The sequence below is a fragment of the Fictibacillus nanhaiensis genome (assembly GCF_036213205.1).
Lineage (GTDB): Bacteria > Bacillota > Bacilli > Bacillales > Fictibacillaceae > Fictibacillus > Fictibacillus nanhaiensis_E.
On record NZ_JARMFC010000007.1, the window covers coordinates 1 to 21,969 of the forward strand.

19 protein-coding genes and 2 tRNA genes are annotated in these 21,969 nt (G+C 40.3%); 4 read left to right on the plus strand and 17 right to left on the minus strand.

Going from position 1 to position 21,969, the window contains the following annotated elements; translation table 11 throughout:
• Nucleotides 1-341: 341 nt before the first annotated feature.
• Both P4V41_RS10310 and P4V41_RS10315 read right to left on the minus strand, forming a co-directional pair.
• Nucleotides 342-2,321 carry a DUF3883 domain-containing protein gene (locus tag P4V41_RS10310; RefSeq protein WP_328084767.1) on the minus strand — a complete coding sequence of 660 codons (1,980 nt, stop codon included), beginning with the start codon at nucleotides 2,319-2,321 and terminating at the stop codon, nucleotides 342-344.
• Nucleotides 2,322-2,421: 100 nt separating this feature from the next.
• Entirely contained in the window at nucleotides 2,422-3,051 is a 630-nt protein-coding gene (locus tag P4V41_RS10315) for a hypothetical protein (RefSeq protein WP_328084768.1), read from the minus strand.
• A gap of 422 nt (nucleotides 3,052-3,473) precedes the next feature.
• Here P4V41_RS10315 and P4V41_RS10320 point away from each other — a divergent pair, with 422 nt between their 5' ends.
• Nucleotides 3,474-4,922: a hypothetical protein gene (locus P4V41_RS10320; protein ID WP_328084770.1), complete on the plus strand. Its 1,449-nt coding sequence runs from the start codon at nucleotides 3,474-3,476 to the stop codon at nucleotides 4,920-4,922.
• A gap of 520 nt (nucleotides 4,923-5,442) precedes the next feature.
• Here P4V41_RS10320 and groL read toward each other — a convergent pair.
• Nucleotides 5,443-7,080 carry a chaperonin GroEL gene (gene groL / locus P4V41_RS10325; RefSeq protein WP_328084772.1) on the minus strand — a complete coding sequence of 546 codons (1,638 nt, stop codon included), beginning with the start codon at nucleotides 7,078-7,080 and terminating at the stop codon, nucleotides 5,443-5,445.
• Nucleotides 7,081-7,181: 101 nt separating this feature from the next.
• Nucleotides 7,182-7,466 carry a co-chaperone GroES gene (groES, locus tag P4V41_RS10330; protein ID WP_137792218.1) on the minus strand — a complete coding sequence of 95 codons (285 nt, stop codon included), beginning with the start codon at nucleotides 7,464-7,466 and terminating at the stop codon, nucleotides 7,182-7,184.
• Nucleotides 7,467-7,712: 246 nt separating this feature from the next.
• Between groES and P4V41_RS10335 the strand changes: the two genes are divergently transcribed.
• A complete protein-coding gene (locus P4V41_RS10335; RefSeq protein WP_328084774.1) occupies nucleotides 7,713-8,426 on the plus strand; it encodes a type II CAAX endopeptidase family protein in 714 nt (237 codons plus the stop codon).
• Nucleotides 8,423-8,626: a YdiK family protein gene (locus tag P4V41_RS10340; protein ID WP_197134599.1), complete on the plus strand. Its 204-nt coding sequence runs from the start codon at nucleotides 8,423-8,425 to the stop codon at nucleotides 8,624-8,626. The genes P4V41_RS10335 and P4V41_RS10340 overlap by 4 nt, the downstream gene beginning before the upstream one ends.
• A gap of 410 nt (nucleotides 8,627-9,036) precedes the next feature.
• Here P4V41_RS10340 and tatC read toward each other — a convergent pair whose 3' ends face one another.
• The 4 genes from tatC to moaC are packed head-to-tail and all read right to left on the minus strand — an operon-like array spanning nucleotide 9,037 to nucleotide 11,214.
• Nucleotides 9,037-9,819, minus strand: a complete 783-nt coding sequence (gene tatC / locus P4V41_RS10345; RefSeq protein WP_328084775.1) for a twin-arginine translocase subunit TatC — start codon at nucleotides 9,817-9,819, stop codon at nucleotides 9,037-9,039.
• Nucleotides 9,820-9,831: 12 nt separating this feature from the next.
• On the minus strand, nucleotides 9,832-10,011 hold the full coding sequence (locus P4V41_RS10350) for a twin-arginine translocase TatA/TatE family subunit (RefSeq protein WP_118156255.1): 180 nt from the start codon (nucleotides 10,009-10,011) through the stop codon (nucleotides 9,832-9,834).
• Between the two features lie 18 nt (nucleotides 10,012-10,029).
• The gene (locus P4V41_RS10355) at nucleotides 10,030-10,665 is read right to left on the minus strand and encodes a redox-sensing transcriptional repressor Rex (protein ID WP_144704923.1); all 636 of its coding nucleotides are present in this window, start codon (nucleotides 10,663-10,665) and stop codon (nucleotides 10,030-10,032) included.
• Nucleotides 10,666-10,710: 45 nt separating this feature from the next.
• Nucleotides 10,711-11,214: a cyclic pyranopterin monophosphate synthase MoaC gene (gene moaC, locus P4V41_RS10360; RefSeq protein WP_328084776.1), complete on the minus strand. Its 504-nt coding sequence runs from the start codon at nucleotides 11,212-11,214 to the stop codon at nucleotides 10,711-10,713.
• 525 nt (nucleotides 11,215-11,739) lie between these two features.
• On the opposite strand from moaC, the gene P4V41_RS10365 reads away from it, so the two are divergent.
• Complete coding sequence (locus tag P4V41_RS10365; protein WP_328084777.1) at nucleotides 11,740-13,680, plus strand: ABC-F family ATP-binding cassette domain-containing protein; 1,941 nt, start codon at nucleotides 11,740-11,742, stop codon at nucleotides 13,678-13,680.
• 503 nt (nucleotides 13,681-14,183) lie between these two features.
• On the opposite strand, the gene tsaD is transcribed toward P4V41_RS10365, so the two are convergent.
• The 9 genes from tsaD to P4V41_RS10410 all read right to left on the minus strand — a co-directional run bounded on the left by tsaD (nucleotide 14,184) and on the right by P4V41_RS10410 (nucleotide 21,201).
• Nucleotides 14,184-15,200 carry a tRNA (adenosine(37)-N6)-threonylcarbamoyltransferase complex transferase subunit TsaD gene (gene tsaD, locus P4V41_RS10370; RefSeq protein ID WP_328084778.1) on the minus strand — a complete coding sequence of 339 codons (1,017 nt, stop codon included), beginning with the start codon at nucleotides 15,198-15,200 and terminating at the stop codon, nucleotides 14,184-14,186.
• Complete coding sequence (gene rimI / locus P4V41_RS10375) at nucleotides 15,197-15,646, minus strand: ribosomal protein S18-alanine N-acetyltransferase (protein WP_328084779.1); 450 nt, start codon at nucleotides 15,644-15,646, stop codon at nucleotides 15,197-15,199. Before rimI ends, tsaD begins: the two co-directional genes overlap by 4 nt.
• Nucleotides 15,647-15,656: 10 nt before the next feature.
• A complete protein-coding gene (gene tsaB / locus P4V41_RS10380) occupies nucleotides 15,657-16,352 on the minus strand; it encodes a tRNA (adenosine(37)-N6)-threonylcarbamoyltransferase complex dimerization subunit type 1 TsaB (RefSeq protein ID WP_328084780.1) in 696 nt (231 codons plus the stop codon).
• Nucleotides 16,352-16,804, minus strand: a complete 453-nt coding sequence (gene tsaE, locus P4V41_RS10385) for a tRNA (adenosine(37)-N6)-threonylcarbamoyltransferase complex ATPase subunit type 1 TsaE (protein WP_328084781.1) — start codon at nucleotides 16,802-16,804, stop codon at nucleotides 16,352-16,354. Before tsaE ends, tsaB begins: the two co-directional genes overlap by 1 nt.
• Before the next feature lie 9 nt (nucleotides 16,805-16,813).
• Nucleotides 16,814-17,812, minus strand: a complete 999-nt coding sequence (thiL, locus tag P4V41_RS10390) for a thiamine-phosphate kinase (RefSeq protein ID WP_328084782.1) — start codon at nucleotides 17,810-17,812, stop codon at nucleotides 16,814-16,816.
• Between the two features lie 342 nt (nucleotides 17,813-18,154).
• Nucleotides 18,155-18,230, minus strand: a tRNA-Asp gene (locus tag P4V41_RS10395).
• A gap of 115 nt (nucleotides 18,231-18,345) precedes the next feature.
• A tRNA-Met gene (locus P4V41_RS10400) sits at nucleotides 18,346-18,422 on the minus strand.
• Between the two features lie 141 nt (nucleotides 18,423-18,563).
• On the minus strand, nucleotides 18,564-19,943 hold the full coding sequence (locus tag P4V41_RS10405) for an amino acid permease (protein WP_328084783.1): 1,380 nt from the start codon (nucleotides 19,941-19,943) through the stop codon (nucleotides 18,564-18,566).
• A 109-nt stretch (nucleotides 19,944-20,052) separates the two neighbouring features.
• Nucleotides 20,053-21,201 (minus strand): PLP-dependent aspartate aminotransferase family protein, encoded by a 1,149-nt coding sequence (locus P4V41_RS10410; protein WP_328084784.1) that lies wholly within the window; start codon nucleotides 21,199-21,201, stop codon nucleotides 20,053-20,055.
• Nucleotides 21,202-21,969: the final 768 nt, after the last annotated feature.

A 21,969-nucleotide genomic window follows, 5' to 3' on the forward strand; every position in this document is an offset into this window, starting at 1 on the left:
ATTATTCGGGTTACAGTTCAGTTCAACTTATGAGTAGCTTCTATATATTGTTTTTCTGGGTTAGCAAAATGTTTGCATTTCACTCACCCTTATTAATCAAGGGTTGGAAGTGGCATATTACATCATATCGCCCGTAAGCTTTGAGAGTTTAATATCGTTAATGAGCAGTACAAAAAAGTATGGGTATATCAAGTTTTCACTAAATTCTTTCTAACACATCTTTAACGAAATTTTACTTTATTTACTCTTGATTGCGTTAACAAAATATTAGCATTTTAATTTGTAAGCGTTGTTCACACAATTACCCCTCTTCCAGACCTATTAGAATCAACTTTCACTTGTTAATCATTACTTACTCTGAATACATGCCCCTCGTATTCCTCACAAATCCATTCCCATTGGCGCACTACTTTTTCTAGTTTTAATTTCTCCAATGGATTTTGGATATACTCAAAAACTATGTTTTTATTCTCTTCATAAATAATACAAAGAAAATAACTGTCAGCATTTATATGTGCAGCAGTGTATTCGTTATTAGTCATTGAAATTTTATCTCCACGACTTTTTATAGACTTTACCTCTATATACCGTTCCTGATTATCTCGTGTCACGCTAAGGACATCATATCCTAAGTTTTGTTTACTAACATCTTTAGCCTTATTACCCTGCATTTCTTCAAACTCTACGCATTGATTTTCCGCAGCTCGCCAACGTGTAATAGATTTTTTAATTCGTGATATTTCACTTGTTTGTTTTGAAAAGCGACTTTCTTGCCCATGATTAGTTTCACAAAAATTAAATGTGGTTTTATTGCTTCCAAAATCAGATAAAGATAGACTTGAATTAATTGAATCTTTGCGCTCAATAGTTTCAAGATTATTAAATTTAATATACCATTCAATCTCACTAGAAGTTAAATGTGATTTAATTTCTAATAACAGCATATATAGCTCTTCTTTAGAAGCGTTCGATATACTAATCAGAGCATTATTTTTCTTGAAGTAACAACTACTTATACTAAATTCTTCATGTGTAATTATAATTTTATTACGGATTTGCTTAATTAAGTTTGAGTACAACTTAATTAAAATTAAATTTGGTATTCCCCCAACAAATTCCACATCAGATAGCATAGTAATCCAGTCTTTAATTGCATAGGATTCTTTCGCATATTGCCTAATAAAACTATCTAAAATACTTAATGCTTCAGGATGGATTTTGGGTAAAGTTTGTTTAAGTGGTGTATGTTGACGTATCCAATTCCACTCGGCATCATCCAAAAAACTAGGCTTTTTTATATAATCTTTTGGAGCTATTGAACGGCCATCTTGCATCTCTAACCAACTAGACTGTAGCAGTCCTTGAAATTGCTTTTCAGTAAACTGAGCTATGTTTGAGAATGTATTTTTTTGCATAACAATCGAAAGGACATTAGATAAATTCGAGTCACTTGAATTAATACCTTCCTTAACAGCTTCAAATAACAAACTAACACTTGATAAAAGTGCTTCTTCTGTCCGTTCATCTAATGTTATATGCTTTCTACTTGGATCAGTAGAAAAATCACTATTTATTTTAAATAAATAGGGACTTGGTTCATAAGTCGGTAAATAACAATGGAAAACAGCTTCTTCCTTACGACAAGGGATAATTTCTTGTTTCTCATTTAAAGCCAATGCAATTTGAGTATTGTTGTTACTTAATATTCGCCACATAGATTTTCTATTCTTGAACTGAATCTCAATACGTCTGGGACTTCGTAGTACATTGCCTTTAAAATGATTTCCCTTCACATCTATAATTACATTGCTTATACGACGTAAGAACAAGAAGTAATCAGCAGTTACTGCCTGTACTTCTTGTAATAAGGTCGAAAAATTGGCATTGCAAAATACAAATATAGTTGTAAATCCTTTTTGTTTTAGATAATTTATAATTTCTTTTATTTCAAAATCCAATGATTCCACTAAAAAGGGAATTCTAATAGTAGGTACTTTTCTTTCTTCTACTCCACCTAGGTTTTCTGCAGCTAGACTTTTTGAAAAGGTAAACGTACAATCGGTTGAATGAATATATATATTCGTTGAAAGATATGTTGTACTCTTAAACCCAACACCTCTGTATCCTATTGTATCCCCTCGTTTCTTCTCACTCGCTCCAGACCTGCAAATACTCATAACATCTGCATCATCAAAAGGTTTTCCATTATTTGCGATAAATACATGTCCTTTCGATTCATATACACAAAATGAAGTTGCATTAGCGTCATCAGCGTTTTGAAGCATTTCTATAAAAACACGTTCACCATAGCTCTCAGCCATATATGACTCCATAGCAGCCATATCAGCAAGCAGTTGTGGTGAGTTTTTCGCCTCTAACAGAAATTCATCACTTAGCTTTAGTATGGTTTGTTGAAGGGAATTATACATAGTCAATCAACGTTACATTAAGACGAGCTTTTTGTTCCTTATCTTTAATAGTTTTAACCCATTTTAAGAGCATAGCACTACCATTACTAGCTATTTCCACCTTTTTATCATGTTCGTCTCTATCATCCCAGTCCTCGTCAAAAGAGTGAATATCCTCAAAATCACTTACAAAAGACTCACATACTTCTTCTAGATTGTCTGCGAAGCTATTATCTTTATATTTGTTTGTTTTTATTAGCTCTAGCATACGATCAGCTAATTCAAATTCCCCAAATTTAATTGCTTCGGATATTATATAGTGGTAAACATCATTAGAAAGTCCAAAACATATATCAACAATATCATCATTTTCTTTAAGTATATTTACAATCTTTTCATATCCTTGTTTTTGTTCAATATTGTAAATAACACTACCTGTATACCTGTATCCGTCTTCTTTTATTAATGAATGTGAATTTCGAAGAATATATTTCCACATTTCTACAGCTAAATCTAAATTAATTGCTGATATTTTACCAATAATTTCAGTAAGTTTATTTGCATGTTCTTCAATATTATCTTTCAATATATCAAAACTTTCTACTAAAATAGCTTCTCTTTCAGTATTACTTTTGCGTGCCATAATTATCACCACTCCTTATATTTCTTTTTAATATTAATCCCAAGAAAAAAATGGTATTTATTTAGCACAATTATACAATAAATATGAAAAAGAAGTAATTATTCTTCTAATGTACTCAAATTCATCTTTGATACCTTTAATGGACAAATTTTTCAGATATTCTATAAAAAGGGCAATTCAACCTCATTCACCTGACAAGGTGGAAAAGATGAAGATTGCTACTTTCTTAGGCCTGTAATATTTACAAGTTGCTGCTGTGTCGAGTGTAATTCAGTTATCACTATTTCCCATTATTTTTTCAACCATTAAAGAGAATTGTTGAAACTTCACGTGCTAATTAACAAATGAAGGTTTGTTCGTAGTAAAGAACATTATAATATTGTATAATATTGTAATAACCAGAAGGATTGTGAGGCGTTAACATGTCAAGTGGAGAAGTGCAACAGCAAACACAGCAAGCTGTAGCTATTACACCGGAAAACAAGATTGTCACAGGAGTTGATAAATTTTCAGAGGGACTACATTCCTTTCTGGAATATCTAGGTTTACCAACTGAAGAGGTTTTAGTATCATCGACTGAACGACGTCAGGTAATAAATAATTTACCCGCAATAATGGAAAAAGTCCCTCCAGAAATTAGGGAACATTCTATGTATCTTTCACAATTTATTGCCGCGTGTGGTGCAGGATTATTTAACGCTGCTTTAAATATGATTTGGAACGAAGTAGTTGTAAATCTTCGAAAAAAAGTTGTTCATTTCGATATGGATTACTTTTTAGATAGTGTTATAAGTGACGCTAAAAGAAGAGCTACTATTAAATCTGAAGATGATTTAAATAAATTAGACGAATGGGAATTAGTGAAAGGTTGTAAGGATACAGGTATACTTACTGAACTTGGCTATAAGCACATGGATTATATTAGGGACATGAGAAACCACGCGAGTGCTGCTCATCCCAATCATAACGACTTAGATGGTTTACAACTTGCGAGTTGGTTACAAACTTGTATTAAAGAAGTTCTTGCAAAGGAACCAGAGGGTCCTGTCCTAGAAGTTAAAAGACTTCTTCATAACCTCAGAACAGTAAGTTTAACTAGTACTGATGTACCCCCTATTAAAGCAAGCATTCAGAGACTTCCCATTGAATTAGTAGATTCTTCAATGCGTGCTGTATTTGGTATGTACACCGATCCAACTCTTGATGCAAAAGTAAGAAATAACTTAAAGTTAATAGTCGATTGTTTATGGGACTGTAGCTCTAAGAATGCTAAATATGATGCAGGAATGAAATATGCTATGTTTTCGGCAAATGCCGACATTCAACGTAAGCAATTAGCCAATGAATTTCTTACAATTGTAGAGGGTTTATCTTTTCTATCAATTGAACAACGAGCACTTGATATGGACCAGGTACTTGATGGATTAAGTTCGGCTCATTATGGTTGGAATAACTTTCATAATGAACCCTCTCATGCAAGATTATTAACAGCTTATGTTCCACCTACTGGAGAGATCCCTCCAGAAGTTATGTACAAATATGTAAAAACACTGATACTTTGTAGAATTGGCAATGGGCACGGAGTATCTGATTCTGCGAAGTTATATTATGATGATTTAATTGCTCGTTTCGGAGAGGCACAATTTCTAGTATTTGTTGAACTTCTGTCTGATAGTGATGTTCAATCTCGCTTGCAGTATACATCTTGCTCTAAACGCTTTAAGGAATTAGCAACCCAATTCATCCCTCGTGCAGTAAATGCAAAATTACAAAATGCTCTAAAAGCAGTAGATTTAGCTAATATACAAGTGCTGTCGAAGCTAGCACAAAGCACAAGGTTTAAAGAACTAGTTAAATCCATAGCTTTATAAAAACAGAGTCTAGTAGGACTCTGTTTTTATTAGCAGTTTCTTCAGTCATATTCCCAATAAAAAGCAACACTCATCCTTACCCGCCACCGGAGCTAAGAATAAGGTTGCTTTTTTAGCTGGCCTTTCACTTAAATTTGCAAGCTGCTGCTATTTATAAGATTTTCTTAAGACCAATAATCCAGAGGGGACAGCCACCTTTTATTTACTCAGTATCTAAAAATGACTTAAAAAGGAGTGTAAAAGTCTCTTGAATCTATTTAAAAACGCCATACACATACATCAGTGTTAGCAGAAGCTAAGGTAGGTTTGGAAGAAATTATGGATCGGTTCCGCCATTGTGATGATACCACAACAAAAAACGTCAAACTGCACGTAACAAAAGAAATGAAAAAAGAGGCTTCTCACAAGTTTGCACAACTCATGAGAAACCTCTAATTTTAGGAGAGAAATGTTAGCAATATGTTAACATTCCACTCCACACTTTCATCAAACCCTCATATAAAAGGGGTTTGGGCGATGATTACATCATGCCGCCCATTCCACCCATGCCCATTCCGGACATGTCAGGCATTCCGCCGCCAGCGTTTTCTTCTGGCTTATCCGCGATTACTGCTTCTGTTGTTAGGAACATTGCAGATACTGATGCTGCGTTTTGTAGAGCTGAACGTGTAACTTTTGTTGGGTCAACGATTCCTGATTCGAACATGTTTACCCACTCGCCAGTTGCTGCGTTGAAGCCAATTCCGATTTCTTCGTTCTTCAGACGCTCAACCACTACAGATCCTTCAAGACCTGCGTTGTGTGCGATTTGACGAACTGGCTCTTCTAGTGCACGAAGTACTAGTTTCACACCTGTTAACTCGTCGCCTGTTGCTTCTACTTGAGCAATCGCTTTTAGCACGTTAACTAGAGCTGTACCACCACCGGATACGATACCCTCTTCAACCGCTGCACGCGTTGAGTTAAGTGCGTCTTCGATACGAAGTTTGCGCTCTTTTAGCTCAGTTTCTGTAGCTGCACCAACTTTGATTACTGCTACTCCACCCGCTAATTTCGCTAAGCGCTCTTGTAATTTTTCTTTATCAAACTCAGAAGTTGTTTCTTCGAGTTGTGCTTTGATTTGGTTAACACGAGCTGCGATTTTAGCAGAATCTCCAGCACCTTCTACGATAGTTGTGTTTTCTTTTGTAACCACAACTTTAGAAGCTGTACCAAGCTGCGTGATGTTCGCAGTCTTAAGGTCAAGACCTAGCTCTTCTGTGATCACTTCACCGCCAGTTAGTACTGCGATGTCTTCTAGCATTGCTTTACGGCGGTCACCAAATCCAGGAGCTTTTACAGCTACTGCATTGAATGTTCCGCGAAGCTTGTTAACTACTAATGTAGCAAGTGCTTCACCTTCAACGTCTTCAGCGATCAACAATAGAGATTTCCCTTGTTGAACTACTTGCTCAAGAACTGGAAGGATTTCTTGGATGTTCGTAATCTTCTTATCTGTGATAAGGATGTACGGGTTCTCAAGCTCTGCTTCCATCTTGTCAGAGTTTGTTACCATGTATGGAGATGCATATCCGCGGTCGAACTGCATACCTTCAACCACTTCAAGCTCTGTAGTGAATCCTTTTGATTCTTCGATCGTGATAACGCCGTCGTTTCCAACGCGCTCCATCGCTTCAGCAATCAATTGTCCTACTTCTTCGTCAGCTGCAGAGATCGCGGCAACTTGTGCGATAGACTCTTTGCCTTCGATTGGTTTTGAGATCGCTTTTAATTCTTGAACAGCAGCAGCCGTTGCTTTTTCGATCCCTTTACGAAGTACCATTGGGTTTGCTCCGCTTGTTACGTTCTTTAATCCTTCACGGATCATCGCTTGAGCAAGAACCGTTGCAGTTGTCGTTCCGTCTCCTGCTACGTCGTTCGTTTTGCTCGCAACTTCAGCTACAAGCTTGGCACCCATGTTTTCGAATGCATCTTCAAGCTCGATTTCTTTTGCGATTGTAACACCGTCGTTTGTGATTAGAGGAGAACCGAATTTCTTCTCAAGCACAACGTTACGTCCTTTTGGTCCAAGTGTTACTTTTACAGCGTTCGCTAGTGCATCAACACCACGAAGCATTGAGCGGCGTGCGTCTTCACTAAATTTAATATCTTTAGCCATGTAAAAACCCTCCCATTAATTTTAAAAGTTAGTGACTTACATATGCTTTATGTTTGATTTATGTAGCTTCAAAATATTGAAGCTTCCCAGTTACCTAACGATTAGCCTACGATCGCTAATACGTCAGACTCACGAAGAATCAAGAATTCTTTACCTTGGTACTTAACTTCTGTACCTGCGTATTTTGAGAAAATAATCGTGTTACCTTCAGAAACTTCTAAAGAGATACGCTCGCCGTTATCCGTTACACGGCCCGTACCTACAGCAACAACTTTTCCTTCTTGAGGCTTTTCTTTTGCTGAATCTGGCAATACAATGCCGCTTGCAGTTTTTTCTTCACCTTCTACAAGCTCAATAATAATACGGTCACCTAGTGGCTTTAACAAGTGAAACACCCTCCTTAAATAGTTAAAAGATTTCTTATTAGCACTCTTTGTTAGTGAGTGCTAACTCCATTTCTAATAATAAATAAAACTAAAAAATTTTGCAAGTGAGAAATACAAATTTAAATCCAATTACCCGCAAATTCGATATCCTCGCGAGCCCTGCCTATTCTATGTTAAAATGGGTAAGCATATAAAGAGATATTACACGTAATTATTTTTAGGGCTGTACGTAAAGGAGAAGGTAATTTGAAGAAAAAATATTGGTGGATCATCTTCATATATATCGTGATGCAATTCTCAGGTTACATTGGGGTTCCACTGTTAAATGAACTTGGTGTTCCTAGAAATCAACTTTTTGGAATGTGGGGAACGTTCAGCTTTATCGCGGCTCTTTTTATTATCCTTTACATGCTAATCCCTGAAATGAGAGAACGACACCGAAATTCTAAGCGCGTCTCAAAAGGATCTGCCGTACTATGGTCGATCATCGGTATTTTCATGGCGTACGCCGCTCAAATTATCGCGAGCATGATCGAGATGAATGTATTTGGCATTCAACCTGGATCAGAGAACACGAAGCAACTTGTTGAAATCGTGAAAAACGTTAAATATTTTATGATTGTAACGGCCATCGTTGGGCCAATACTAGAAGAGATCATCTTCCGAAAAATTATTTTCGGCTCTCTTCATAAACGCTTTAATTTCTTTATCTCTGCTTTGATCAGTTCTTTAATCTTTGCTGCTGTTCATGCGGACTTCACACACTTATTAATCTACACGGCAATGGGCTTCACGTTCGCTTTTCTGTATGTTCGGACCCAACGTCTTATCGTACCGATCGCAGCACACGTTGCCATGAATACGCTCGTTTTGATCGTTCAAGTATTATTTGCCGATAAAATCAAAGAAATGGAACAACAGCTAGAAACAGCGCAATTGATTATTGGAGGACTATTATGAAGACATCACCACTGTTTATGGCATTTTTATATCTAGGGATCGGAGTCGTCTTTACGTACTTAGCCGTTCATTACGCAAGCGAGTACGGCATGACAAGCTTCTGGACGATCATCACGATGATCGTAGCTACCTTCGATTACGCCAATGCCATCCGCTATTTTGCATTAAACAGTCACTTGAAAAGAAAAAAGAAGAAATAATATGGGGAACTGCTTCTGATGGAGGCAGTTTTTTTGTTTGTGAAGGTGTATGTGGCGATGGTGCTTTTTGAGGCTGGTCAATGATGGATGTGAGATTGGACAGATTATTCTCTGAAATGGACAGATTAATCTTTGAATCCGACAGATTATTGTCAAACTAAAGCTTTTTGGGCGTTTCGGAAGGCACCTGAGTAGCCCGCTAGCCACCTCAAACGATGCTTACGGTCGACTTTCACGGAAATACTGTCCACTTTTTGAGTTTTACTGTCCACTTCCGATGAAATACTGTCCACTTTTTCACTTTTACTGTCCACTTCTCCATTTTTACTGTCCACTCTCACTATCCCATACCGCAGCTACCCCTCCAACCACACAAAAAAGAGGATTCCCCGCGTGGAGTCATCCTCTTTTTAATCATGATACATAGCTTCTGTCTGGGCTTCTCGTTCTTTTACGAGTGCTTCGACTTCGGCTTTCATGCGTTTTTTATAAGCTGTCTTCGAAATGATGATGCTGATTTCGTATAACAGGATAAGCGGGAACGTAACCATCAAGTGAGACAGCAACTCTGGCGGTGTGATAAGACCCGCTACTACTAAAATCCCAAAGTAAGCTACTTTTCGGATGCTTTTAAGGAAATCAGGTGTTACGATTCCGAGTCGAGTCAGAAACATGATCAAGACCGGGAACTGGAATAACAGTCCGAACGGCAGTGTGATGTTGAATAGGAATGAGAAGTATTCCTGAATTCCGTATTCTCCTTCGACACTTAAAGCCACAGCGACATTTCCCATAAAGCTGACAACGAACGGAAAAAGAATAAAGTACGAAAATGCGAGTCCCGTTAAGAAGAGCACAAATGCGATCGGGATGTACATGAGCGTTACTTTTCGTTCGTTCTCATAAAGCCCCGGGCTGATGAATGCCCAGAGTTGGTACAACACCACTGGTGCCGATAGGACGAGGCCTATGAAGAAGGCAAACGTCATGTACACGTTCAGTGGATCGGTTAGATGAAAAGCGTTCATCTGAATGTTCTTTGCAATTGGATCACTTTGCAGATATACGATTACGGGCTTGGCTAAGAAAAATCCAGCGATCAAGAATACGAAGAAAGCTAGAATCGCCCACATGATGCGCTTTCGTAATTCGCCAATGTGACCGTATAGCGACATATTTTTTTCAGAGGTCATAGACAAACATCCTTACTTCTTCAGTTGTTCGCTTTCCTTTTTGTCATCTTCTTCGTCCATCATGCCTTTTGTTGCATTTTTGAACTCACGAAGCGTTTTACCCGCTGCCTTTCCAAGTTCAGGCAGTTTTTTCGGTCCAAACATAACAAGAGCTGCAAGTCCGATTACCGCGATACTTCCTGGTCCTAACATAACGATTACCTCCTTGTTCTAAGAATAGTTTTTCATAAAATAAACAAGTGATTGCAATTCAACAGCTAAATCAATGTGATGGACACGAATCTCTGGTGAGACGGTCAATCGTGCTGGTGTGAAGTTTAAGATGCCTGTAACACCTGCCCGCTCGAGTTGATCCGCAATTGGTTGAGCGGCTCCTACTGGAACGGTCAGAATCGCAACGTCGATGCCGCGGTTCTTAAGCTCTTGTTCGATGTCTTCTGTGTGATAGATCGGAACTCCAGCAATTTCGCTGCCGATTTTAGCTTTGTCTACATCGAATGCGACTTCTATTTTGGTATTGTTATTTTTGGTGAAGTTGTAATGTAAAAAGGCAGTGCCTAAGTTACCTACTCCGATTAAAGCTACGGTTGTCGTTTCATCTTGGTTCAACGTCTTGGCGAAGAACGACAGCAGATAATTAACATTGTAGCCATAACCTTTTTTGCCTAATGCGCCAAAGTAAGAAAAATCTCTGCGAATCGTTGCAGAATCTACTTTAACGGCTTCGCTTAATTCAGCAGAAGACACCCTTTGTTTACCGGAAGATGATAAGTTTTTCAAAAAACGATAATACAAGGGCAGCCGTTTTGCTGTTGCGTGTGGTATTTTTAACTGATCTTGATTCATATTTGGAGCCCTCCAAGTGTAGAAAGCTTATCTATTCCTATTGTATCATATTTTGTCAGGGCTTGAAGAACGTAGAAAGTCCCCATTCTTGCCTCCTGTTTTCGACTGGAGATATGTAGGTCCGATCACCATTCCTTTATCCGCTGCTTTACACATATCATAGACGGTTAACGCTGCTGCAGAAGCTGCTGTTAACGCCTCCATCTCTACACCGGTGCTGCCTTTCGTTTTCACTTCAGCTTGGATATTTAATTTAAACATGTTGTCCTCTAATTCATCCCATGAAAAAGACAGATCAACGCCAGTCAGTGATAACGGATGACACATCGGAATCCAGTCAGAGGTCTTTTTCGCAGCCATGATTCCAGCGATTTGTGCGACGGCTAGAACGTCCCCTTTTTTAAATCCGTTTTCTTTGATCTTAAGGAAGACTTCTTCAGAAACCGTTACCCCACTTACCGCTACGGCTATTCGGTGAGATGTTTCTTTTTCCGAAATATCAACCATGCGTGCACGGCCTTCTTCGTTAAAATGGGTAAACTCTGTCATAAAACCCCTCCTCATGATGAATATACACGAAACCGCTTTTATTGTCGTTAAAATTTTACTTGTAATTATTGCAAAATGTTGAACATTCCCTTTGTTGGCGCGAATCTCCAAACTACGCTAAACTACTAGTTAGACAGGGTTTAATTGTTTATTTAAAGACTGATTGTATAAAAGCTTGCTTATGAAAGTAGTTGTTTTCCGCTCCAGGCACTTCGCTTTCCGCGGGGCAGGCGGTGAGCCCCTTGCCGCTTTGCGCCATTAAGGGTCTCACCTGACCAGTTACAGTGGCTAGCCCCTCGAGGTCAAAAGTTAAACGAACAAGAAGGCAAAGTGCGCCTTCCTAGTCCATTCAACTTTTGCTGGTCGGGGCTGAACGAGCCACTTTTACATTTAGAACTGACCGCTTGTCACACAGGAGTCTCGTGCCTTGCGCTCCAACCAACTTATCAATGAAGCATTTTTCAAAAGCAACAAACAAGTCTATCAAATAAATAACCACCCGTTTTCCATAGAGGTGAAATTACAATGATTATTTTACAAGTTCAGGACGTTACGAAGTCTTTTGGCGCGGACGTTATTTTATCGAATATAAAACTAGAGGTTCAGAAAGGCGAGCGGATCGCGCTTGTTGGGCGGAACGGTGCTGGTAAATCTACGCTGCTTCGCGTGATTACTGGTGAGTATTCCTATGATTCTGGTCATGTCATGATTCCAAAAGATGTGAAGACTGGCTATCTCGCTCAAGATGCCGGGCTGGATTCTGATGAATCGATCTGGAATGAGATGCTCTCTGTGTTTGAAGACCTTCGCAAGAAAGAGAAAAAATTGCGTGAGATGGAAGCGCGTATGGGCGATCCTGAAGTGATTGGGAATGAAGCGGAGTACGAACGTCTCCTGAAAGACTATGATGCGCTGCAAGTTACTTTTAAAGATGAAGGCGGCTATCAATATGAAGCGGAGATTCGTACTGTGCTTCATGGTTTTCAGTTTGCCGACTTTGATCGCGATACGAAGATCAACACATTGAGTGGTGGGCAAAAAACGAGACTCGCACTCGCGAAGCTTCTTTTAACAAAACCAGATCTACTTATTCTCGATGAGCCGACAAACCATTTAGACATCAAAACATTAACGTGGCTCGAGCAATATTTGCAGAGTTATCCCGGCGGCATCTTAATCGTCTCCCATGACCGGTATTTCCTCGATAAAATCGTAACGACGGTTTATGAGGTTTCGCGAAAGCGATCGTACCGTTTCACAGGTAACTATTCTAGCTATCTAGAACAAAAGGCGGAGCGCTTCGCTCAAGAGATGAAAGAGTTTGAGAAGCAGCAAGAGCAAGTTGCGAAGTTAGAAGATTTTATTCAGCGCAACATCGTGCGTGCTTCGACTACGAAACGTGCACAGAGTCGTCGCAAACAGTTAGAGAAGATGGAGTTGAAAGAGCGTCCCGCTGGTGCAGAAAAGTCTGCTAGCTTTTCTTTTGAGATTGAGAGACAAAGCGGGAACGATGTGCTGAAGCTAGAGAACGTGAGTACGGGGTATGAAAACGGCGAACCGTTATTCAAGAACGTATCGGTAGCGGTTAACCGTCAGGACAGCGTCGCAATCGTTGGACCGAACGGTATCGGGAAATCGACTTTATTAAAAGTGATACGTAAACAGCTACCGCTCATATCGGGCGATATACATTACGGTAGCGGACTCATGATTTCTCACTATGATCAGGAACAAGCGGATCTGCATTCACGCAAGACCTTGTTAAACGAGCTATGGGATGATTATCCGGAAAAGACGGAAAAAGAGATTCGTTCGATTCTTGGCCAGTTCCTGTTTAGCGGTGATGATGTTTTAAAGCTTGTAACAGAGCTAAGCGGTGGTCAAAAAGCACGTCTTGCCCTGGCGAAGCTTATGATGGAAAAAGGAAACCTTCTTCTGCTGGACGAGCCGACGAACCATTTGGATCTAGACAGCAAAGAAATACTTGAACAGGCTCTGATCCACTATCCTGGTACGATCCTTTTTGTATCGCATGACCGTTATTTCATCAACCGTATCGCAACAAAGGTCGTTGAACTCGCACCAACAGGCATGACTGAGTATCTGGGTGACTATGACTATTACACCGAAAAGAAAAATGAAATGAAAGCACGTGAAGAAATCGCTGCGCGCCAGAAAGCAGAGAATGCCGTTAACACCTCTTCTTCCAGCCAAGGAAACGGTGCGAAGAACTCAATCGATAAAGAAGCGAAGAAGCTTGACCGTAAAAGGCAGCGCCGTATTGAGGAGATTGAGGGTCTGCTTGAAGGACTCGAAACGAAGATCACTTCTGCGGAAGCTGAGCTATGTAAACCCGAAGTCTTTCAAGATTATGAAAAGACGCAAGAATTCCAATCTCAGCTAGATACTTTGAACGAAGAGATGGAAACGTTGATGGAAGAATGGGAAGAACTTCAGAATGCTTAAGTTGAAAGCTGATATCCTTACTTTATGTGGGGATGTCAGCTTTTTTGTTGTGTTACGTTTACGGTACGAGTTTTTATTTTTATTACGCATTCGCACACTTTTACACATTTTACGCACATTTTCTAGTTGGTTGCGCACATTTCGACACACGTTACAATCATTTCGACATCACTTACGCACAATACTCATAACTTTACACACAATTCGATAATTATATTCTTAAAAACACCTCACGAACTTTGTAAACTATAATTTTTATCCACAGATTAATCTGTGAATATCACACTTATATACGACTTATCCACGTTATCCACACGAACATGTGTATACATGATGTGAATTGTGTATAACACAAACCCTTTATTTCAAATGTTTCAAAACCATTGTCCACATTATCCACAAACCTGTGTATAACTTTTCCACAAAAATGAAGGGTTTTTGTGTCGAATTACGTCGATAACTAAAAAAGCTCTTCTCCTCATTAAAGGAAAAGAGCTTTTTACTTATTGTGCTTCTAAATCTAACCCTGGTACACCGTTTAATGCCATATCTCCACGTGTTCCTTTTTGGTACGCCACACTTCCTGCAGCTCCAATCATGGCTGCATTATCTGTGCATAAATGAAGCGGAGGAATGACGAGATCATACTTCGTTCCATTAAAACGGTTTTCTAGCATATGACGAAGTCCTTTGTTTGCCGCTACTCCACCGGCTAAGAGGACTTGTTTAACGTTATATTGCTCTGCGGCACGGTATGTTTTTTCCACAAGTACATCCACAACACTTGCTTGGAAGCTCGCTGCTAGATCTTCTGGCTTGATCACTTCTCCGCGCTGTGTGGCATTATGAACCGTGTTGATCACGGCTGACTTCAAGCCGCTGAAGCTGAAATCAAGTGAGTTCGGTTCTAGCCAAGCGCGAGGAAGGTCGATGTTTGCTTCTCCCTCTTGTGCCAGCTTATCGATATGAGGGCCGCCTGGGTATGGCATGTTAAGCGTTCGCGCTACTTTATCGTATGCTTCTCCAGCTGCGTCGTCTCTCGTTTCACCGATCACTTTGAACGTACCGTGTTCCTCCATCAGGACAAGCTCTGTATGCCCGCCTGAGACGATAAGAGATAACAGTGGAAACGTCATTTCTTTTACAAGTCGGTTTGCATAGATGTGTCCTGCGATATGATGCACAGGAACGAGCGGCAGGCTGTGTGCAAAGGCGAACGCTTTTGCTGCGTTAACACCGATTAAGAGTGCTCCAACAAGTCCAGGACCTTCTGTTACAGCAACCGCCGTAAGATCTGCGGGCTCTAATCCTGCTTGTGTCAAAGCTTCTTCGATCACGACCGTAATTTCCTCCACATGATGGCGTGACGCCACTTCAGGGACAACGCCGCCAAATCGCTTATGACTCTCGATTTGTGACGCGACAACGTTTGCCAACAGTTCTGTACCGTTCTTCACTATCGCTACTGCTGTCTCATCACAGCTTGTTTCTATCGCTAATATCAATTCATCTTTTCTCATAATTCCACCCACATTACTAAAGCATCTTCACCATTATCGCTATAATAGTTTTTCCGGATACCGCCTGCTTCAAATCCTAGTTTTTTATATAAATTCTGTGCAACATGATTACTTACGCGTGCCTCTAGCGTCATCGATACAGCGCCATGCATCTTCGCGAGCTTAATCGCTTCTCTCATGAGCATCTCCCCTAGCTTTCTTCCTCTATATGAAGGAAGAATCGCGATGTTCGTAACATGTGCTTCATCCATAACAAGCCAGATGCCGCAATAACCGACCGGCTGAAAGGAGTCTTCGATAACGAGGTATTGAGCAAATTGGTTCTCAACTATTTCTCTATAAAAAGCTTCTCGGGACCATGGAACGGCAAACGACGCTTGCTCAATCCCAAGGATATCATCTATATCGCTTACTTTTGCCAGTCTGAATGTATAAGGCTCTCCCATCAGATCCACCCTACTTCCCCTGTGACTTCAGCCAGTTCACTTCTGCTTCTGCCAACTGAAGATAGCTTGGAGTAAACGAATGGATATCAACCGGTTCGCTCGTCATACCGATACGTCCGAGTTCACTTGGACGAGGATTATGATCAGATACTTGTCCAAAAACAGCTTGATCGCCTAACACGTTCTGAATCGTCTCTTGGTGCAGAGGTAAATCGCTGCCTACAAATAATATCTTTTTATCTAGAGTTTGAAGCTTTTCCAACCAATCTTTTAATAAAATAATCTGGTCTTCCCAAAGATTTTGAAACTCACCTGAATCATTTCTTCCGTATAGCCCGGTGAAGAGCTGTGTGCGGCGCGCATCGAACAACGGAACGGTATAGCCATCAAAATATTTCCCACTCTGAGCGAGCACTTCAAGGCTCGAGATCCCAACGAGTTCTTTTTTCAACGTCCACGCAAGTGTCTTTGCGATCGTTACACCGATTCTGACACCAGTATAAGATCCTGGCCCTTTCGCAACCACGATGCGATCGAGTTCCGCAGGCTTTACGCCGGTCTCTTTTAATACTTCTTCAATCGCGGGCATCACTCGTATCGAATGATTCTTTTTTAAGTTTGTAATATACTCACCGAGCACTTTTCCTTCATCCAATACCGAGATCCCCATCACAAGATTGGATGTATCTATTGCAAGAACTTTCATTACATAATCTCCTTAACGCGTTCTTCGTATCTGCTTCCGATAGGTTTTAATTGAATCTCCCGCTCATCGTCGCCTTTATGTGAGATAACGAGTTCAAGTCTTTCCTCTGGTAAATAGTCTTCTATAAATACGGCCCACTCGACCACACAAACGCCTTCTCCTGAAAAGTACTCGTCAAATCCTAGATCTTCATCAGAGTCTTCTAACCGGTACACATCCATATGATAAAGCGGTAATCGGCCACTATATTCTTTAATAATGGTAAAAGTAGGAGAGTTCACTGTACGGGTGATCCCGAGTCCCTTTGCGAGCCCTTTTGTAAAAGTCGTCTTTCCCGCTCCAAGATCTCCAGCCAGTGTGAGTACATCTCCTTTTTGAAGAATGGAGCCTAGCTTTTCGGCAAAAGACATCGTTTCTTCCGCTGACTTTGTTTCGTATTGATAAGTACTCATGACTTCCCCTTACCTTTCCCTAAAATGATTAAATCCTTTTTTCGTGAGAAGTTCAGGCTTCTCGTCCTGTTTGTGAAGATAGACTTCTGCCTTACCAGCTTCTCCAACTTTACCGATTTCATAAAGTGGCAGCCTATGTTGTTTGAATGTATCTGACAGCACCTTAAAATCTTCTTCTGACGCCGTCCCAACCAGCACATAGTCCTCTCCACCAAACAACTGATGGTTGAGCACGTCCGCCTCTGATAAATCTCTAAAGGACTCACTAACAGGTAGGCTGTTTCTTTCTATATGAATAGAAACGTTACTTGCTTCAGCGATCTCATTCAATTCGCTCGCCACTCCGTCACTAACATCGTTCAAAGATATTCGAAAACCACTTCCTGCGAGAAGCCTTCCTTGCTGGATATGAGGAACCGGCATTTGATGCTGCTGTATCCATTTTTCTTCATTTACCGCAAATGCAGCATGTCTCGTTTTTTCTAATAAAACAGAGAGCCCTGCAGCTGATTCTCCCGTTGTTCCTGTTAAAAATACAGAATCGCCAGGACTCGCATTACTTCTTAATAGAGATCTTCCTTTTTCTACTTTTCCAATAACGGTCACTGTTAATACTAACGGCCCTTTTGTAGAAACAGTATCTCCGCCCATAAGATCCATTTTGTATTTCTCTGCAAGTTCGCCCATCCCACGATAGATCTCTTGCAGCTCATCCTCAAACCATTCAGCTGGAATCGCAATCGAGACGAGATAGAACTGTGGAATACCACCCATCGCAGCAACGTCACTTACGTTCACAGCAAGTGCTTTAAAGCCTGTTTGATAAGGGGATAGAGTATTCTTCGTAAAATGAACGCCTTCTACCATAGTGTCCACACAAACGATTTGATCCATCGCTTCGTTCACCGACCAAAGAGCAGCGTCATCACCTATGCCTAGAACAACCTCTTTTTGAAAAAAGTGCTGAGGCGTGATGCTGTTGATCCATTCAAATTCATCTTTAATCATAGATGTGCTCCTCTCTGGTCTTTACTAAGTTTTATTAACTTTACTAGACTTCATTGATTAAGTTGATTGGAGCGCAAGGTGCGAGACTCCTGTGGGACAAGCGGTCAGGTGAGACCCTTAAGGGCGCGAAGCGGCAAGGGGCTCACCGATTGCCCCACGGAAAGCGAAGCACCTGGAGCGGAAATCAACAGCTCAAACAATCAGCTAAGAATATACTTAAAAACAATTCAAATTATAAAAAAGCCTTAGGATTATAATAAAACTCCTAAGGTGACAGTTGTATATTAGTTTAACTTACTTTTAGACATAAAAAAACACGAAACCTTGTTTCGTTTTTAAAAGTGGCGGACCCGACCGGGGTCGAACCGGCGATCTCCTGCGTGACAGGCAGGCATGTTAACCACTACACCACGGGTCCAGCTTGTATGTAATTGAGATGTAGTTATTATTTAAATAAAAATTGGTTGCACCCAATGGGCACTTCCGATATTTCATGGCAAGCCGTTTTTCGACGTAGTGCATGAAATTTAAATTGGTTGCGGGGACAGGATTTGAACCTGCGACCTTCGGGTTATGAGCCCGACGAGCTACCAGACTGCTCCACCCCGCGACGTTATAAAATGTTGTTTCTTCTGGTTTTAGATAACAACTGTTTCGGACATTTATTAATATATCACGTTTCTTAGTATGATGCAAGTGTTTTAAAAATATTAGGCACTAGAAATTTTATTTATTTCCAGTGCCCTCTATTTTATGCTGCTTTATCGTTATTTTCAGGGCGTTTGTTGAACCCTTTTAAATAGTAGATCGCTGTTAATAAGATTAACCAACACGGTCCTACGATCAAGGCGATACGTGTATCTGGGAAGTATGCCATGATCCCGACAACAAAGATTAGAATAGCTAATGCGATATATGATCCATACGGAAAGAATGGAACTTTAAATTTCAGTGTTTTCTTTTCTTCTTCACTTAAGCTTCTACGGAACTTAAGCTGCGACACTAGGATGATGGACCATGTCCAAATCGCTCCGAATGTTGAGATACTTGTTACCCACACGAATACTTTTTCAGGAACAAGATAGTTTAACACGACTCCAATAAGAAGTGCTCCAGCTGAAACTAATACAGCTACAGATGGTACACCCGTCTTACTTACTTTATGAAGTTTAGCTGGTGCTTGTTTTTGCTCAGCCAGGTTAAAAAGCATGCGTCCTGTACTGAATATTCCACTGTTACAGCTTGATAATGCCGCAGTTAGAACGACAAAGTTAATGATACCAGCAGCTTGTCCGATACCGATTTTTTCAAATGTAAGCACGAACGGACTTCCTTGCGTTCCGATTTGATCCCACGGGTAGATGGACATGATAACGAATAATGCCCCTACGTAGAAAATGAGGATACGCCAGAATACAGAGTTTACAGCTCTTGCTAAAGATTTTTCAGGATTCTTTACCTCACCTGCTGTAACACCGATCATCTCGATTCCTAAGAATGCAAACATAACCATCTGCATAGACATGAGGATTCCCTGTATGCCGTTTGGTGCGAAACCACCATTTTCCCAAAGGTTACTGATTCCTGTAGCAACTCCACCGTTACCAAAACCAAATAGTATCATACCTAAACCAGTTATTATCATCAATACGATGGCAACGATCTTGATAAGTGCAAACCAGAATTCAAACTCTCCATATGCTTTAATCGCAAGCAAGTTGATGCTCGCCATAATCACAAGTGCAGATAATGCCCAGATCCAAACAGGTACATCTGGATACCACATCTTCATATAAATCCCTACGGCTGTTATCTCAGCCATACATGTTACAATCCATAGAAACCAATAGTTCCAGCCTGTTAAATAACCAGCTAGTGGTCCAATATAGTTTCTTGCATATCGGCTGAACGATCCGGCAACCGGTTGATGAATTGCCATCTCTCCTAAAGCTCTCATAATGATAAACATTACGGCTCCACCTAATGCATATGCTAATAAAATTGCTGGCCCCGCCATTTCAATTGCTGAAGCTGACCCTAAAAATAAGCCCACTCCAATAGCGGCCCCGAGTGACATAAGTGTGATATGTCGTTCTTCGAGCCCACGATGTAATTCTTGTTTTGGCTTCATTTTTATGCCTCCCTTGATGTATATGATGAAGCGCTTTCACTCAGGTATCATATCACATTTCGACAATAAGAAACAATTCGTTTTTATTACAGTAAAAAGCCCAAAAGCCCTATTTTAACAGGGCTTTTTTGGCAGCTTCTTTAAAAACAGTTACGATATCCCCAATATTTTCAATCCCTACAGAAATTCGGATCACATTTTTATTGATCCCCAATTTTTCGCATGTTTCAGCTGGTAGCGAACGGTGTGAAGTTCCGAGTGGATATGATACCGTCGTCTCTACACCAGCAAGCGTTGGAACGATATGAACCCAATCCAATGACTTAAAGAACGTATGCACGTTGCTATTTTCATCAAGTTCGATTGTAACAATTGATGAGTTCCCGTTTTCGCTCACGTATTCTGGATAATATACTTGCTTAATTCCATCTGTTTCTTTTAGTTGACGAGCTAATTCGATTGCGTTAGAGATATGACGCTCCATTCGCACGCTTAACGTCTTTAATCCTCTGGATGCGAGCCACGCATCAAACGGTCCTAGATTACAGCCAAGGTGAATCATTTTTGCTTGAGCTTTTGCGATTAATTCTTCTTTTCCAACTACTACACCTGCTGTCACGTCGCTATGTCCATTTAAATATTTCGTCGCACTATGAACAACAAGATCGACGCCTTTCGTATATGGCTGAAGTACATAAGGTGTAGCGAATGTATTATCTATCATCGTCGTAAGGTTATGTTCTTTTGCTAGAGCAACAAGTCCCTCTAGATCCTCTACACGCAATAAAGGATTTGTTATGGATTCTGAATAAATGAGCTTCGTGTTGGTTTTAATGTTTCTTTTAACCTCATTTAAGTCCTTGAATGAAACGAATGTGGTTTCAATTCCAAAACTTTTGAGGTCATCAGAAAGAAGCTGATAGGTACCGCCATACAGATCATCGCATGCTAGAATATGATCACCGACTTGTGCGACTGCTAATATACCAACTAAAATGGCTGACATACCGGATGATGTCACAACACCAGCAGGAGCTTGTTCGAGGTTTGCGACACCACTCGCAAAATCGTTCTGGTTGGGGTTGTTCATACGTGTATATAAGTAATCGTTCTTTCCTCTAAAATAATCCTCTAGGTCGTCTAGATCGTTAAAAGAAAAAGCTGATGTTTGGTAAATTGGATTGATCTTACTTACCGACTTCACACTATTATGACCACTTGCATGCACGCTGGATGTATCAAAATGAACATTCTTCATGATATATGGCCTCCCCATTGTTTTTTATCTTTTAGTTTAGCATAAAAATGGTTGGATATTGTGTAGAGAAATGTTGGTTAGTGTGTGTGTTGTGTGTTAGTTAGTTGCTGGTGTAGTTTTAAGATTTAGCTAGTGGGTGTAGTTGTCGAAAATTTGATAAAAAATTTTATCTACGGAATTATGATGAAGTTTTACGGATATATCCAGGGTTACCTCGTATAAAAAGCAGTTTACCTCGTAATTGTGTTGTGTTGGGTTGTTGGGGAGAGCTGATTAGTGGTTTGTGGGTGAGGTCTGGGGTGGTTGTGTGGGCTTTTGGCTTAGTTGATGGGTGAAGCAAGCTGCTAGCGTTCATTTGGGGTCGATTTTGAAGCTTCTGCTGAAGAATATCCCGAGGTGGAAGATGGCTCTGGCCATCTTCTTCCTATTTTGAGGGTTGTGAGGGGGTTTGAAGCGTTAATGAGTGCGTCCCGCGAATACCACGCTGGGTATCTCCTGGTCCTAATTACGTCTAAATAAGAAAAATCAAGTCAAAATGAGAGCGAATTAAGTCAGAACGAACCTCAATTAAGTCGAAATTCAAAAATAAAGGCCGTTCGCTAAATCTCGACAACCGCTCTCAGCCTGATCCAAGCTCTATACCCAGAGCCTTCTCCACCTCAAGGTCACCCCTAATCAGAAGTTTGGCATCCGCCAAACCACCTTATTTCTTTTCTATCTTTTTAAGCACAAAAAAGAAGATGGATTTTCATCCATCTTCCTCATTGC

Bases quoted from the DNA above. Each gene is read 5' to 3' on its own strand.
- P4V41_RS10355 (WP_144704923.1), bottom strand. From the start codon at position 10,665: ATGAATCAAGATCAGTTAAAAATACCACACGCAACAGCAAAACGGCTG.
- tsaB (WP_328084780.1), bottom strand. From the start codon at position 16,352: ATGAAAGTTCTTGCAATAGATACATCCAATCTTGTGATGGGGATCTCG.
- P4V41_RS10320 (WP_328084770.1), top strand. From the start codon at position 3,474: ATGTCAAGTGGAGAAGTGCAACAGCAAACACAGCAAGCTGTAGCTATT.
- P4V41_RS10405 (WP_328084783.1), bottom strand. From the start codon at position 19,943: ATGAAGCCAAAACAAGAATTACATCGTGGGCTCGAAGAACGACATATC.
- P4V41_RS10310 (WP_328084767.1), bottom strand. From the start codon at position 2,321: ATGGCTGAGAGCTATGGTGAACGTGTTTTTATAGAAATGCTTCAAAAC.
- rimI (WP_328084779.1), bottom strand. From the start codon at position 15,646: ATGGGAGAGCCTTATACATTCAGACTGGCAAAAGTAAGCGATATAGAT.
- tatC (WP_328084775.1), bottom strand. From the start codon at position 9,819: ATGACCTCTGAAAAAAATATGTCGCTATACGGTCACATTGGCGAATTA.
- P4V41_RS10350 (WP_118156255.1), bottom strand. From the start codon at position 10,011: ATGTTAGGACCAGGAAGTATCGCGGTAATCGGACTTGCAGCTCTTGTT.
- moaC (WP_328084776.1), bottom strand. From the start codon at position 11,214: ATGACAGAGTTTACCCATTTTAACGAAGAAGGCCGTGCACGCATGGTT.
- tsaD (WP_328084778.1), bottom strand. From the start codon at position 15,200: ATGAGAAAAGATGAATTGATATTAGCGATAGAAACAAGCTGTGATGAG.
- tsaE (WP_328084781.1), bottom strand. From the start codon at position 16,804: ATGAGTACTTATCAATACGAAACAAAGTCAGCGGAAGAAACGATGTCT.
- P4V41_RS10365 (WP_328084777.1), top strand. From the start codon at position 11,740: ATGATTATTTTACAAGTTCAGGACGTTACGAAGTCTTTTGGCGCGGAC.
- thiL (WP_328084782.1), bottom strand. From the start codon at position 17,812: ATGATTAAAGATGAATTTGAATGGATCAACAGCATCACGCCTCAGCAC.
- P4V41_RS10315 (WP_328084768.1), bottom strand. From the start codon at position 3,051: ATGGCACGCAAAAGTAATACTGAAAGAGAAGCTATTTTAGTAGAAAGT.
- P4V41_RS10340 (WP_197134599.1), top strand. From the start codon at position 8,423: ATGAAGACATCACCACTGTTTATGGCATTTTTATATCTAGGGATCGGA.
- P4V41_RS10410 (WP_328084784.1), bottom strand. From the start codon at position 21,201: ATGAAGAATGTTCATTTTGATACATCCAGCGTGCATGCAAGTGGTCAT.
- groL (WP_328084772.1), bottom strand. From the start codon at position 7,080: ATGGCTAAAGATATTAAATTTAGTGAAGACGCACGCCGCTCAATGCTT.